This window comes from Stenotrophomonas sp. AB1(2024) (assembly GCF_037482345.1).
In the GTDB taxonomy this organism is placed as follows: domain Bacteria; phylum Pseudomonadota; class Gammaproteobacteria; order Xanthomonadales; family Xanthomonadaceae; genus Stenotrophomonas.
Window position 1 is genome coordinate 1,257,399 of sequence record NZ_JBBHKO020000001.1, and the last position, 13,407, is coordinate 1,270,805.

At 64.5% G+C, this 13,407-nt stretch carries 11 protein-coding genes; 4 read left to right on the forward strand and 7 right to left on the reverse strand.

The features are described from left to right. Positions 1-57: 57 nt before the first annotated feature. Together metF and WIX41_RS06020 are read left to right on the forward strand one after the other, a co-directional pair. The gene (gene metF / locus WIX41_RS06015; RefSeq protein WP_409187459.1) at positions 58-885 is read left to right on the forward strand and encodes a methylenetetrahydrofolate reductase [NAD(P)H]; all 828 of its coding nucleotides are present in this window, start codon (positions 58-60) and stop codon (positions 883-885) included. Positions 886-938: 53 nt separating this feature from the next. Beyond that, the gene (locus tag WIX41_RS06020) at positions 939-1,529 is read left to right on the forward strand and encodes a hypothetical protein (RefSeq protein ID WP_339446198.1); all 591 of its coding nucleotides are present in this window, start codon (positions 939-941) and stop codon (positions 1,527-1,529) included. A 132-nt stretch (positions 1,530-1,661) separates the two neighbouring features. On the opposite strand, the gene WIX41_RS06025 is transcribed toward WIX41_RS06020, so the two are convergent. Next, positions 1,662-2,609 (reverse strand): Nudix family hydrolase, encoded by a 948-nt coding sequence (locus WIX41_RS06025; RefSeq protein WP_409187330.1) that lies wholly within the window; start codon positions 2,607-2,609, stop codon positions 1,662-1,664. A gap of 356 nt (positions 2,610-2,965) precedes the next feature. On the opposite strand from WIX41_RS06025, the gene WIX41_RS06030 reads away from it, so the two are divergent. Further along, positions 2,966-4,516, forward strand: coding sequence for an MASE1 domain-containing protein (locus WIX41_RS06030; RefSeq protein WP_339446200.1), 1,551 nt, complete (start codon positions 2,966-2,968; stop codon positions 4,514-4,516). Here WIX41_RS06030 and WIX41_RS06035 read toward each other — a convergent pair. From WIX41_RS06035 to WIX41_RS06045, 3 genes are all read right to left on the reverse strand, one after another. Beyond that, positions 4,459-4,953, reverse strand: a complete 495-nt coding sequence (locus WIX41_RS06035; RefSeq protein ID WP_339446201.1) for a hypothetical protein — start codon at positions 4,951-4,953, stop codon at positions 4,459-4,461. The two genes, WIX41_RS06030 and WIX41_RS06035, sit on opposite strands and share 58 nt — an antisense overlap. 169 nt (positions 4,954-5,122) lie before the next feature. Beyond that, complete coding sequence (gene secA, locus WIX41_RS06040; RefSeq protein WP_339446202.1) at positions 5,123-7,855, reverse strand: preprotein translocase subunit SecA; 2,733 nt, start codon at positions 7,853-7,855, stop codon at positions 5,123-5,125. 164 nt (positions 7,856-8,019) lie between these two features. Then, the gene (locus tag WIX41_RS06045) at positions 8,020-8,970 is read right to left on the reverse strand and encodes a M23 family metallopeptidase (RefSeq protein WP_339446203.1); all 951 of its coding nucleotides are present in this window, start codon (positions 8,968-8,970) and stop codon (positions 8,020-8,022) included. Between the two features lie 12 nt (positions 8,971-8,982). Here WIX41_RS06045 and WIX41_RS06050 point away from each other — a divergent pair, with 12 nt between their 5' ends. Beyond that, positions 8,983-9,423 (forward strand): DUF721 domain-containing protein, encoded by a 441-nt coding sequence (locus WIX41_RS06050; RefSeq protein ID WP_409187331.1) that lies wholly within the window; start codon positions 8,983-8,985, stop codon positions 9,421-9,423. A 269-nt stretch (positions 9,424-9,692) separates the two neighbouring features. Here the strand turns inward: WIX41_RS06050 and lpxC are convergent, their stop codons facing one another. The 3 genes from lpxC to ftsA all read right to left on the reverse strand — a co-directional run bounded on the left by lpxC (position 9,693) and on the right by ftsA (position 13,385). Continuing rightward, complete coding sequence (gene lpxC, locus WIX41_RS06055; RefSeq protein ID WP_339446205.1) at positions 9,693-10,604, reverse strand: UDP-3-O-acyl-N-acetylglucosamine deacetylase; 912 nt, start codon at positions 10,602-10,604, stop codon at positions 9,693-9,695. Positions 10,605-10,777: 173 nt separating this feature from the next. Then, positions 10,778-12,004 (reverse strand): cell division protein FtsZ, encoded by a 1,227-nt coding sequence (gene ftsZ, locus WIX41_RS06060; RefSeq protein ID WP_339446206.1) that lies wholly within the window; start codon positions 12,002-12,004, stop codon positions 10,778-10,780. 145 nt (positions 12,005-12,149) lie between these two features. Next, on the reverse strand, positions 12,150-13,385 hold the full coding sequence (gene ftsA / locus WIX41_RS06065; protein ID WP_068849240.1) for a cell division protein FtsA: 1,236 nt from the start codon (positions 13,383-13,385) through the stop codon (positions 12,150-12,152). Positions 13,386-13,407 lie beyond the last annotated feature (22 nt).

The following is a 13,407-nucleotide window of genomic DNA, read 5'->3' on the forward strand; positions in this document are numbered from 1 at the left end:
TTACATTCATCGCGATGAAGCGATATGATTGACCAACACCCGCTGCCGCTGCCACCCATGACCGCCCTCAGCTTCGAGTTCTACCCACCCAAGACCGACGACCAGCGCGCCCAGCTCGACCGTACCGCGGGCAAGCTCAAGGCCTTCGCGCCGCAATACGTGTCCTGCACGTTCGGCGCCGGCGGGTCGACCCTGAGCTACACCTCCGAAACGGTGCGCCACCTCAAGCAGCACCACGGCTTCGACGCAGCGCCGCACCTGTCCTGCGTGGGCGGCAGCCGCGAAGAGATCCGCGAGCTGCTCAAGCTGTACCGTGCGATCGGCTGCAGGCGCCTGGTCGCGCTGCGCGGCGACCTGCCCTCGGGCATGGGCCACCCCGGCGACCTGCGCTATGCCGCCGAGTTGATCGCCTTCATCCGCGCCGAACACGGCGACGCCTTCCACATCGAGGTGGGCGCCTACCCGGAAACGCATCCGCAATCCGACGATGCGCTGCGCGACCTGCAGTACTTCAAGGCCAAGATCGACGCCGGTGCCGACGCGGCCATCACCCAGTACTTCTTCAATGCCGACGCCTATTTCCACTTCGTCGACGCGGTGCGCAAGCTGGGCGTGCAGGTCCCGATCGTGCCGGGCATCATGCCGATCTCCAACTTCAGCCAGCTGCGCCGCTTTTCCGAACAATGCGGCGCCGAGATCCCGCGCTGGATCGGCAAGCGCATGCAGGCCTATGGCGACGACGCCGATTCAGTGCGCGCGTTCGGTGCCGAAGTGGTCGCGCAGCTGTGCGAGCGGCTGGTCGCCGGCGGCGCACCGGGGCTGCATTTCTACACCCTCAACCTGGCCAAGCCCACCACCCAGGTATTGAAGCTGCTGGGCCGCTGAACATCACCCACGCAATCGCTTGCAGATAATGCGCAGGCCGCTACCCTGCTGCGATGAGACCGGTCGTTCCGTTGCTGCTGTCGCTGTGCGTGCTGTGCTGGGCCCCGTGGGCGCACGCACAGGCGCAGCGCGTGAACCGTTGTACCAATGCGCAGGGCGAAACGGTGTTTACCGACCGCAGCTGCGATGCACTGGGCGCTACGGCGCGGATGCCACCCCGCGGTGATTCGGTGGGCAACACCGGCATCTATCGCGCCGGGTGCGCGCGCCGGTTGAGCGAGCTGACCGGGCAGATCCGCGATGCGGTCAACCTGCAGGACGTCAACCGGCTGTCGTCGATCTACCTGTGGGGCAATGTCTCCGATGCCGCCGCCAACCAGATCATCGGGCGGCTGGAATCGGTGGTGCAGCGGCCGCTGATCGATATCGCGCCGGTATACCCGGAAGCGCCAGTGGCGCCTGCACCGTTGCCGGTGGATCCGAATGCGACGCTGGCCGAGGCGGTGGAGTCAACGGCGCCGCCGGCCGGCAAACCGCGTCCGATCGGGTTGCGGCTGGAACAGACGCTGGGCAGCAGCGCTACGCCGGCGCGGACCCTGTTTGGGCTGCGGCGGCAGTATGGGTGTTTCTGGATCACGCTGTAACGCCTGCGTCGGGCAACGCAGCCACGCAGGGCGTGGCTCTACCGATGGCAACGCGAATCCCGCGTGCAGCGTGGCTCTACCGATGGCGACGCGCATCCCGCGTAGAGCCACGCCCTGCGTGGCTGCACACGGTCAGGAAGGCCACAGGGCGCGGATCGAAGCGATGCCCTGGGCGCCATGGCGGCGGGCCTGCACGATGTCATCGGCGCCCAGGCCGCCCAGCGCGTAGATCGGCAGCGAGACCTGCGCACGCAGGGCGTCGAAGGCCTCCCAGCCGAGCGGCGCGGCCCCGGGGTGGCTGGCGGTGGCCTGGACCGGGCCCAGCACCGCAAAGTCGCAGCCGAGCCGTTGCGCGGCCTGCAGCTGGGCCAGGTCATGGCAGGAGGCAGCCACCAGCTGGTCGGCCGGCAGCGGCCGCGTTTCCAGCTGCAGCAGCTGTTCACCGCCCAGATGAACGCCCACGCCGAGCCGGCGGGCCAGTTCAATATCGCGGTTGAGCAGCCACTGCACCCCGCTGCGGTGACGCGACACCACCTGCTCGGCCAGCTGGATCCGCGCTGCGCTGGTCGGGGTGCGCAGCTGCACGCGGCGGACGCCGGCATCCAGCGCGCGCGCCAGCCGCGCGTACCAGTCCTGGTGAGCGGCGTCGCTGTCCGGTTCGGGGGTGATCAGGTAACGGTCTGGCTGGCGCAGCGCGGCCACCACGGGCAGGTCGGCGGGCGGCATCGAATAGCGCGACAGCTTGTCCGGCGCCACCCAGGTGATGGCCTGTCCTTCACGGCCGCGGGGGGAGCCTTTCCAGCTGCGGATATGCCACACCTCCAGGCGCAGGTGCTTGTCCGGGTATTCCTGGGGCACGTCCATGATCCAGTCGCCGATTTCGGCCTCGATGCCCAACTCCTCGCGTAGTTCGCGTACCAGCGCCTGTTCGGAGGTTTCGCCGTCCTCGCGCTTGCCACCGGGGAATTCCCACAGGCCGGCCATGTCGCGGTTTTCGGTACGGCGGTTGAGCAGGATACGGCCGCGGGCGTCGGTGATGACGCCGGCCACGACGTGGATCGATCGTTTGGGGGATGGCATGGGGGCAGGATGCCGAATGAATGCGGGGGAGCGCAATCCCCTCGCCTGGGCGAGCCAATGACGCCATACGGCCATATGCGCCAAACAGGCAGAAACACAACCAAGAGGTCGCTTTGAACACCCATCTTGGTACTACATCAAATTAAAAAGGCGATAGCCATCGCAGATCACGATAAATACCCGGAAATCAACCAACTCTGAAAATGCGGCCAACCCATTGCGTGCACTGCTCACCGTCGATACCTTCCCCGCACCGACGCGCGCAGACAACACATCTTTGATGCCGTCATGCACTGAACAGGAGGCGGAAAGTGCTGTTGAACTGGTGGAGGAACGGACTGCAGGTGAAGTTGGGCATGCGCATTTATCCCCATGGGCTGTTGATTGCCGTTTTATATGCACTGGCCTGCTGGGGTGCGCGACAGATATCGGTTGATCAGTTCTATCTTGGTGCCGGCATCCGGGTAGCTGCACTCCTGGTTTTCCCGCCCAAGCTATGGCCGTATCTGCTGATCGGAGAGTACGCATACTTCGCGCATATGCGGTATCCGATGATCGGGACACACGGACTCTCCTGGGTCGTCCTTGGTTCGGCCTTGCTGATGCCGGTTGTCATGCTGACCGTAAGGCTGCATCGAAAGATGATGTCCAACACGAAAGATGCCTGGATACTTTCAGTGGCAGCTACAGCGGCCATGGCTGTTACGTTACTCAATGTGGGCATGTCGCAATGGCTGTGGCCAGCGCCGCCAAGCATCCCGCTGCCCTCCCGAGCTGCGCGCTACGCCCTCGGCGACTTCATCGCTATTCTGACCGTTGCCCCCCTGGCCCTGCTGTGGGTACGCCGAAGCGCCCACAAAGAATGGGGCACCCGATTTCTTGTTCCGGCCAGCGCATGTCTCGCCCTGATGCTCCTGCTCGGCTTATGCTCCACGCAGGCTACTTCCGATCACACGGCAGCCAGAACCAGCCTGCAACTATTGGTGGCGCTTCCGGCCATTGCACTTACCTGCGTATACGGCTGGCGAGGAGCGGCGCTCTCCGTCCCCCTGTTGAATCTGATTGTCGGCCTGACGATGCCCACCAGCGGCCTTCCTTGGTCGTTCGACTCTTCAACGTTCACCGTTCAGCAGATCCTTGCAGTTGCAAGTGCCGCCCTACTGGCACTGGGGTCAACCGTCAGCGACTATTACCACCGCTACAAAGCTCACGCTTTCAAAGGGGCACAAACAGCATCGCTGACGAAGACGTCGCAGCTTGTCGGGGAAATGGACCTTCGGCGACGGGCGCTGGAGATCAACCAGATCGGCGAAGGCATCGACAGCTACCTCAGCGAGACCGCAGACTGGCTGAGGCGACAAGGCCATGAGGAGATTGCCAGCAAGCTTATTCGCACTTCCAGCGTGTACTCACGCAAGTTCCGAGAGCAGGCCAGCATGGTGTACCCCACAACGCTGGAACACGTGGGTCTGTATCTGGCTCTGCAGGTAGGCGGAATCAGTGACGCATGGTCGAATACCGGCTGCATCGTTCAGCCTCGCCTGATAGGCGATCCGTGCCGCCTGACTATCGCATTGCAGCTCGCGGCGTACCGCACGCTGACCGAAGCGGTATCGCTTCTACTGGAGCATGAGTCAGGGCAATTGCGCGTGAGTGCTCGCTGTGGACGTGTCGGAAACCATGAAGGCATTCTGATCGTGGTGGCGGTGCTTGATTCGCGTCGTCCGTTGTCCGAGAGAACCCGCGCACTTGCAGTCGATCGGCTCTCAGGTCGCGCATTGACCTATGGCGGCACCGTGCAGTGCCGCCGTAATCGCATCCGCATGCTGTTCTTGGACACGCCAGATGCTCAACGCGCAGCGCCGGAAACCTCAACCGACCACACCGCGCTGTCGCCGATTAGATAGCGCACCACTGAGAACGCCGGTTGCCGGTAAACCTCGGAGCGCGGGGCCGTCTGAAGCACCGTAATCCGCTGCGGAGGCAGCACGAGTTGGCTCGACGCTTCACCGGCAGGCAGGGCCCAGAACAGGCCATCCAGACTGCCGACAATCAGTTGCACACGACCCGCAAGATCATTCACCTGGAAGTACTCAACGCCGTCCCGTTCGAACCCATAGACGCGCCACGCCGGATCCATACTCAAATCAGTGACCGACGGATACGATTGACCCAAGCCGGTTGATTGCGCCTCCTGCCCGTGGTCCCCGCCTGCGCAGCAAAATCCAGTAATTGGGTTGTTCGCCTGATCTTTGGCGAATCCCGCCATTGGCATCGTCGCCAGGGCCACCATAGACGCCACAACACCTTGCTTTAAGCGGCCCACAACCACCTCCAGATTCAAAAGATGTACCCGGAGATCACTGTAGCCAGCGGAAGACGTTACCGCGTTGAATAGCGTCCTAAAGATGGCAGGCCACGTGATGCAGCTTCACCGGGCACACCGTCACGATGCACGCCGTCTCGGCGCACGAGCGAGAGCAAAGAACCCCGCTTTCGCGGGGTTCTTTTTGTCAGCTCAACTGCCCGTGGCAGTGCTTGTACTTTTTGCCACTGCCGCAGGGGCACGGATCGTTGCGGCCAACCTTGGGCTCGTCGCGGGTGACCTGCCCCACGCCGTTACGCTGGGCTTCCACGTCCGCAGCCTCTTCGTCGGCGCCGTAGCCACCCATGTTCTGGTGCCGGAACTGCGACTGCAGCAGGCGCGCTTCGGCCTGCTGGCGTTCGGCCGCTTCCAGCGCCGCTACTTCTTCTTCGCTGCGGATGCGCACGCGCGCCAGCAGGGTCACCACTTCGCGCTTGACGTTCTCCAGCATTTCCGAGAACAGCTCGAAGGCTTCCTTCTTGTATTCCTGCTTGGGCTGCTTCTGCGCGTAACCGCGCAGGTAAATGCCCTGGCGCAGGTAATCCATGCGCGCCAGGTGCTCCTTCCAGCTCTGGTCGAGCACGGTGAGCATGACGTGCTTTTCCAGCGCGCGCATGGTTTCCTCGCCCACGCCGGTTTCCTTCTGCTCGAAGTGCTCGTCCACGCGGACCTGCACCTTGTTGGCGATGGCTTCGGCGTCGAGTTCTTCGTGGTCCTTGACCAGCCCCACGACGTCCATCTGCACGCCCAGCTCGGATTCCAGCGTGGCTTCCAGGCCCGGCAGGTCCCACTGTTCGTCGATCGAGTTCGGCGGCACGAAGCGGGCAACGATGTCATAGATCACATCGCCACGGATGCCATCGACGTTGTCCTTCACCGACTCGGCGTCCAGCAGCTCATCGCGCTGGGCATAGATGACCTTGCGCTGGTCGTTGTTGACGTCGTCGAAGTCCAGCAGGTTCTTGCGGATGTCGAAGTTGTGCGCTTCCACCTTGCGCTGCGCCTTTTCGATCTGGCGGCTGACCAGGCGGTCTTCGATGACGTCGTCTTCCTTCATGCCCATCATGCGCATCGCCTTCTGGACCCAGTCCGAGGCGAAGATGCGCATCAGGTTGTCTTCCAGCGACAGGTAGAAGCGGGACGAACCCGGGTCGCCCTGGCGGCCGGAACGGCCACGCAGCTGGTTGTCGATACGGCGCGATTCGTGGCGTTCGGTACCCACGATGTGCAGGCCGCCGGCTTCCTTTACCTGGTCGTGGCGGGCCTGCCAGTCGGCCTTGACCTGGGCGCGCTGTTCGGCCGTGGCGTCTTCGCCCAGCTCATGCAGCTGCGCTTCGAGCGAACCACCGAGCACGATGTCGGTACCACGGCCGGCCATGTTGGTGGCGATGGTCACCGCACCGGGCATGCCGGCGTTGGCGATGATGGTCGCTTCGCGGTCATGCTGCTTGGCGTTGAGCACTTCGTGGTGCACGCCGGCCTTGCGCAGGTGCTCGGACAGCATTTCCGAGGTTTCGATCGAGGTGGTGCCCACCAGCACGGGCTGGCCGCGCTTGTTGCATTCCTGGATGTCCAGCAGCACGGCATTGAATTTGCCGTTGCGGTTGAGGAACACCTGGTCCGGCGAATCCTTGCGGATGGTCGGGCGGTTGGTCGGGATGACCACCACTTCCAGGCCGTAGATGCTCTGGAATTCGTAGGCTTCGGTGTCGGCCGTACCGGTCATGCCGGACAGCTTCTTGTACATGCGGAACAGGTTCTGGAAGGTGATGCTGGCCAGCGTCTGGTTCTCGCGCTGGACCGGCACGCCTTCCTTCGCCTCCACCGCCTGGTGCAGGCCATCGGACCAGCGCCGGCCGGCCAGGGTACGGCCGGTGAATTCGTCCACGATCACCACTTCGCCATCGCGCACGATGTAATCCACATCGCGCTGGTAGATGGCATGCGCGCGCAACGCGGCATTGAGGTGGTGGACCACGGTGAGGTTCTGCGCGGCGTACAGGCCTTCGGTTTCGGCGTCGAGGATGCCGGCGTCGACCAGCAGCTGCTCGGCGTGCTCCATGCCTGCTTCGGACAGGTGCACCTGCTTGCCCTTCTCATCGACCCAGTAGTCGCCCTCGCCTTCTTCGGCTTCCTGGCGGATCAGGTTGGGCACCACGCGGTTGACGCGGATGTACAGCTCCGGGGAATCGTCGGCCGGGCCGGAGATGATCAGCGGGGTACGCGCTTCGTCGATCAGGATCGAGTCGACTTCGTCGACGATGGCGTAGTGCAGGCCACGCTGGTAACGGTCGGCCCGCGACAGCGCCATGTTGTCGCGCAGGTAGTCGAAGCCGAATTCATTGTTGGTGCCGTAGGTGATGTCGCTGGCGTATGCCTCGCGCTTGTCGCTGTGCGGCATGCCCGGGTAGACCACGCCGACGCTCATGCCCAGCCAGTTGTACAGCTTGCCCATCTGCGCCGAGTCGCGGCGGGCCAGGTAGTCGTTCACGGTGACCACGTGGACGCCCTTGCCTTCCAGCGCGTTCAGGTACACCGGCAGCGTGGCCACCAGGGTCTTGCCTTCACCGGTGCGCATTTCGGCGATCTTGCCCAGGTGCAGGACCATGCCGCCGATCAGCTGGACGTCGTAGTGACGCATGCCGAGCACGCGGCGGCTGGCTTCACGGCAGACCGCGAAGGCTTCCGGAAGCACCTTGTCCAGGGCTTCACCGTCAGCGATGCGCTGCTTGAACTCCGGGGTCTTGGCCTTGAGCTGCTCGTCGGAGAGCTTTTCGATGTCCGGCTCCAACGCATTGATCTTGGCGACGATGCGGTTGAGCTGGCGCAGCTGGCGTTCATTACGACTGCCGAAGACGCGGGTAAGCAGGCTGTTGATCATTGAAGGAACCGGTTGGAATGAGACGCCCCAACGGCGGCGCTCCCTCGGGAGCCGCCCGCCGCAAACGAAACAGGGCGCATCGCGCCCTGTCTATGGCAACACCCATTGTAGCTTGGGACGAGGGCACGTGGTTTCAAGCGCCCCCAATCCGCCAGATGGCGCCCTCAGCCGCGGGAAACCCGCCCGACCGGGGTGTTGCCGCCATCGCCCAGGAACTTGCGCGGGTTGACCACCTGGCCGCGTTCCCAGACCTCGAAGTGCACGTGGGCACCGGTGGAACGGCCCGTGGAACCGGCCTTGGCCACTTCCTGGCCGGCCCGCACCAGGTCGCCGGGCTTCACCACCAGGCGCGAATTGTGCGCATAGCGGGTCACATAGCCGTTACCGTGGTCCACGTCGACCACGTTGCCGTAGCCGCCCTTCACGCCGGCGAAGCTGACCACGCCGTCGGCCACGGACATCACCGGGTCACCGACCTTGGCGTGGAAGTCCATGCCCTTGTGGTTGCCGCGGCCGCGACCGAACGGGTCATTGCGGCCGCCGAAGCCGGAGGTAACGTAGCTGTTGCGGATCGGCATGCGACCCGGCACCGCGTTCTGCTGCAGCTGGTGGTCGAACAGCAGCGACTCCATCACCGACAGCTGGCGGCCTGAAGCAGCGAAACGCTGCTCCAGCACCTGTAAGTCGGTGTTGACCGCGCTGACCGGGATGTCCTGGGTCGGGCCAGGCTCGCCTTCACCGAGGCCGGGGGTCTCGTTGAAGTCGAATTCGCCATCTTCCAGCTTGCCCATCTGGGTCAGGCGTTCGCCCAGCGCGTTGAGACGGGTCGCCTGCGCCTGCAGCTCGCCCATGCGGGCGGCCAGGGCGTTGACCTGGGTCTGGGCGTCCTTGCGGGCCTGCACCAGATCGCGCTCCTGTTGGGCGACCTTGGCCTGGAGCCGGGAATCGTTGAACATGCTGCCACCCAGACCGGCACCGAAGCCGATCAGGCAGCCCAGCCCGAGTATGCTGCCCAGCAGGGCGCGGGGCCTGTCCTCGAAGTAGAAACGCAAACGCGTCAGCGGCGTCCTGGCCTGTCCTTCACGCGTTTTGATTACGATCTTTTTGAATGCCATCAGTGAGTTTTCATGTCTGAGCCGAAATCCAGTGCCCGTCCTGCGTCAACGCCGAAACCGGCGCTGGATGCAGTCATGGGTGACAAAACTGGCAATCCGCTGCGTCGTGCCCTGTGGCTCGATGCGCTGGACCGTCAGTTGCGCCCCCATTTGCCGCCCACCCTGGCCACCCGTTGCCGGTTGGCGAATGTGAACGGCGAACACCTCGTTTTTCTCGTCGAATCCCCTGTCTGGCACGCCAAAGTGCGGCTTGCCGAGGCTCAGTTGATCGACGCGGCCCGGTCCATCGGGCTGAAGGTCACCAAGGTGACCGTCAAAACTGCGGCTGCCGCTCCTCCACGCTCCCCAGCGATCGACAACAGGAATGGCCCCCACGCAGTTTCAGCCGCCACGCACAAAGGGCTACGCGACGCGTTGGCTTGTCTAAAGGACGTGGATTCCTCCACCTCCTGAAGGCATCGGGGCATCCCGCCCCTTCCCCGCCGTCGTCACGATCACGTGAATCTGGTGGGGAGCCGGCGGCCATCGTAGCCGTGCTTGGCCGTCCAGTCGTTAGGCTTTTATTAAAAAGAAGTTAAATTCAGCTCAGAGCCGGATCGGGTTCACAAAAACGTGACCCAGGTACGTACACGGTTCATTGACGTCAACGTCACACCACGCAAACCCCTGAAAACGCCGAACGGCGCTCAAGGCGCCGTTCTTTTTCATGCCATTTCAATGACTTAGGCGTATGTAGGGACGCCATAGACAACCGGCACCTCATTGCTGGGCGCGTCATAGCTCACCCATTCCCAGGCGCTGGCGTCGGCCAGCAGGGCCCGGACCAGCTTGTTGTTGAGCGCGTGGCCGGACTTGAAGCCCTCGTACGCGCCCAGCACCTGGCCGCCGGCCAGGTACAGATCGCCGATCGCATCGAGGATCTTGTGGCGCACGAACTCGTCGGCGTAACGCAGGCCGTCATCGTTGAGCACGCGGAATTCGTCGAGCACGATGGCGTTGTCCATCGATCCGCCCAGGCCCAGGTTGCGCTCGCGCATGTACTCCAGGTCACGCATGAAGCCGAACGTGCGCGCGCGGGAGATTTCCTTGGTGTAGGCGGCCGTGGAGAACTCGATCTCGGCGCGCGACTGCTTGGCCGGAATCATCGGATGGTCGAACTGGATGGTGAAACCGAGCTTGTAGCCTTCATAGGGCTCGAAGCGGGCGACCTTGTCGCCTTCGGTCACTTCCACGGTCTTGAGAATGCGGATGAAACGCTTGGGCGCGTCCTGTTCGGCGATGCCCGCCGACTGCAGCAGGAACACGAACGGGCCCGAGGAACCGTCCATGATCGGCAACTCGGCCGAGGACAGCTCCACGATGATGTTGTCCACACCCAGGCCAGCCAGGGCCGACATCAGGTGTTCGACGGTCTGGATCTTGGCGTCGTTGCAGGTCAGCCCGGTGCACAGGGTCACTTCGGTGACCAGGTCGGCGCGTGCCGGCACTTCCACCACCGGGTCCAGGTCCACGCGGCGGAACACGATGCCATGGTTGACCGGTGCCGGGCGCAGGGTCATGTAGACCTTGTCGCCGCTGTGCAGGCCAACGCCGGTGGCGCGGATCGTGTTCTTGAGGGTGCGTTGCGGGATCATGGGGGCCAGCCGGAAAAAGCGCGCAGTCAGCGCGACAATGACAAACAAGAATAACACGCACTACCACCGCTCCTTTCTGAACCGGGGGCGGCAGACTGCCGGGCCTATCCTGGCCCGGCAGCAAGGGACATGGAGGCGCAGACCGGGGAGGACAAGGCCCCGGCCGACAACCCTCAGTCCGCCTGGCGGCGCAGGAACGCCGGGATGTCCAGGTAATCGTTGGGCAGCTCGGCCGCGGCCGGACCCGAGGCCGACGGTGCGGACGCGGCCACGGTATCGGCGCTCGGACGACGCAGGCCCAGGCCCATGCCACCGACGGCCTTGGACACGGCATCGCCGCCGTTGTCGAAATCGCCGAACTCCGGCTGGCCGGTGGTGGCGTTGCGGACCAGCTTGATCGGCGCGCGCTCGCCCGGACGCTGGGACTTGGCGGCCACGGCACGGTTCAGGCCGGTGGCGACCACGGTCACGCGGACTTCGTCCTGCATGTCCGGATCCAGCACGGTGCCAACCACCACGGTGGCGTCTTCGGAAGCGAAGCCATCGATGGTGCGGCCGATCTCGTCGAACTCGGCCATGGTGAAGTCGGCGCCGGCGGTGATGTTGACCAGGATGCCGTTGGCACCGGCCAGGTTCACATCGTCCAGCAGCGGGTTCTGGATGGCGGCTTCGGCGGCGGCCTGGGCGCGGTCATCGCCACGGGCGGTACCGGTACCCATCATCGCCAGGCCCATTTCGGACATGACGGTGCGCACGTCGGCGAAGTCGACGTTGATCAGGCCCGGGCGCACGATCAGGTCGGCGATGCCCTGCACGGCGCCCTGGAGGACGTCGTTGGCGGCACGGAAGGCCTGGATCATGGTGGCGTTGCGGCCCAGCACGGTGATCAGCTTTTCGTTGGGGATGGTGATCAGCGAGTCGCAGTGCTGGCTCAGTTCCTCGATGCCCTTCAGCGCAACCTGCATGCGGCGGCGGCCTTCGAACGGGAACGGCTTGGTGACCACGGCAACGGTCAGGATGCCCATCTCCTTGGCCAGCTGCGCCACCACCGGTGCAGCGCCGGTACCGGTGCCACCGCCCATGCCGGCGGTGATGAACACCATGTCCGCGCCCTGCAGGGCATCCATGATGCGCTCGCGGTCTTCCAGCGCGGCCTGGCGGCCCACTTCCGGATTCGCGCCTGCGCCCAGGCCCTTGGTGACGTTGGTACCCAGCTGCAGCTGCAGCTTGGCACCGCAATTCTTGATGGCCTGCGAGTCGGTGTTGGCGGTGATGAATTCCACGCCGTCCACGCTGGTGTTGACCATGTGCGCCACGGCGTTGCCGCCGCCGCCGCCCACGCCGATCACCTTGATCACCGCATTGGGTGCCATCTTCTCAATCAGTTCGAAATGCGCCATGTCCGTGTCCTCGTTTGTATCCGCTTGGGGCGGCATGGGCGTCCTGGCGTCCTGCCATCGCGCTGCATGTTGCCGTTGCGGCTGTGTGGGTTGTGTGTTGCGTTTTGAAGCACCGGCCGGAACCGGTTTGAAGCACGCCACGGCATCAGAATTCGCCGCGGAACCAGGTTTTCAATTTGTTGAACATGCTGCCTGCGCGCCCGGTGGGCAGCGACGGGCGGCGCGGGTGTTCGATCTGGCTGCCCATCAGCAGCAGGCCCACGCCGGTGGCGTGCACCGGGTTGCCGACCACTTCGCCCAGCCCGGTGACGTGCTGCGGGATACCCACGCGTACCGGCATCTGCAGCATTTCCTCGGCCAGTTCGACTACGCCTTCCATCTTCGAGGCGCCGCCGGTAAGCACCATGCCGGCGCGCACCAGTTCCTCGAAGCCGGAACGGCGCAGTTCGGCCTGCACCATCTCGAAGATTTCCTCGTAACGGCCCTGCACCGCCTGCGCCAGCGCGTGGCGCGGCATGCGGCGCGGCGGACGGTCGCCGACGCTGGGCACCTGGATGCTTTCCTCGGCGGTGGCCAGCTGGGCCAGGGCGCAGGCGTAGCGCACCTTGATCTGCTCGGCTTCCGGGGTCGGCGTGCGCAGCATGTGCGCGATGTCGTTGGTGACGTGGTCGCCGGCGATCGGCAGCGAAGCGGTATGGCAGATCGCGCCCTGCACGAACACGGCCAGGTCGGTGGTGCCGGCGCCCATGTCGACCAGCACCACACCCAGTTCGCGTTCGTCGGCGGTCAGCACGGCCACGCTGGAGGCCAGCGAGGACAGCACCAGGTCGTCCACCTGCAGGCCGCAGCGCTGTACGCACTTGCTGATGTTGGCCGCAGCCGACTGCGCGCACACCACCAGGTGCGCATGCACCTCCAGGCGCACGCCGGTCATGCCGACCGGGTTGCGGATGCCTTCCTGCGAATCGTCCAGCACGTACTCGCGCGGGATGGCATGCAGGATCTTCTGGTCGGCCGGGATCGCCACCGCCTTGGCGGCGTCGAGCACGCGGTCCAGGTCGCCCCAGGTCACTTCGCCATCGCGGATCGGCACGATCCCGGGCGAGTTCTTGCACTGCACGTGATTGCCGGAGATGGAGGCATACACCGAGCGGATCTCGCAGCCGGCCATCAGCTCGGCCTCTTCGACCGCGCGCTGGATCGACTGCACGGTCGATTCGATGTCCACCACCACGCCGCGCTTGAGTCCGCGCGACTCATGCGAACCGATGCCGATCACCTCGATGGGGTTGCCCGGCGAGTATTCGCCCACCAGCGCCACCACCTTGGAGGTGCCGATATCCAGCCCGACGATCAGCGATTTGTCACCCTTGCGATTCATGTCCTGTCCTGCGTCCTGTGCG

Bases quoted from the DNA above. Each gene is read 5' to 3' on its own strand.
- metF (WP_409187459.1), top strand. From the start codon at position 58: ATGACCGCCCTCAGCTTCGAGTTCTACCCACCCAAGACCGACGACCAG.
- WIX41_RS06045 (WP_339446203.1), bottom strand. From the start codon at position 8,970: ATGGCATTCAAAAAGATCGTAATCAAAACGCGTGAAGGACAGGCCAGG.
- WIX41_RS06020 (WP_339446198.1), top strand. From the start codon at position 939: ATGAGACCGGTCGTTCCGTTGCTGCTGTCGCTGTGCGTGCTGTGCTGG.
- ftsA (WP_068849240.1), bottom strand. From the start codon at position 13,385: ATGAATCGCAAGGGTGACAAATCGCTGATCGTCGGGCTGGATATCGGC.
- WIX41_RS06030 (WP_339446200.1), top strand. From the start codon at position 2,966: ATGCGCATTTATCCCCATGGGCTGTTGATTGCCGTTTTATATGCACTG.
- lpxC (WP_339446205.1), bottom strand. From the start codon at position 10,604: ATGATCCCGCAACGCACCCTCAAGAACACGATCCGCGCCACCGGCGTT.
- ftsZ (WP_339446206.1), bottom strand. From the start codon at position 12,004: ATGGCGCATTTCGAACTGATTGAGAAGATGGCACCCAATGCGGTGATC.
- secA (WP_339446202.1), bottom strand. From the start codon at position 7,855: ATGATCAACAGCCTGCTTACCCGCGTCTTCGGCAGTCGTAATGAACGC.
- WIX41_RS06050 (WP_409187331.1), top strand. From the start codon at position 8,983: ATGTCTGAGCCGAAATCCAGTGCCCGTCCTGCGTCAACGCCGAAACCG.
- WIX41_RS06025 (WP_409187330.1), bottom strand. From the start codon at position 2,609: ATGCCATCCCCCAAACGATCGATCCACGTCGTGGCCGGCGTCATCACC.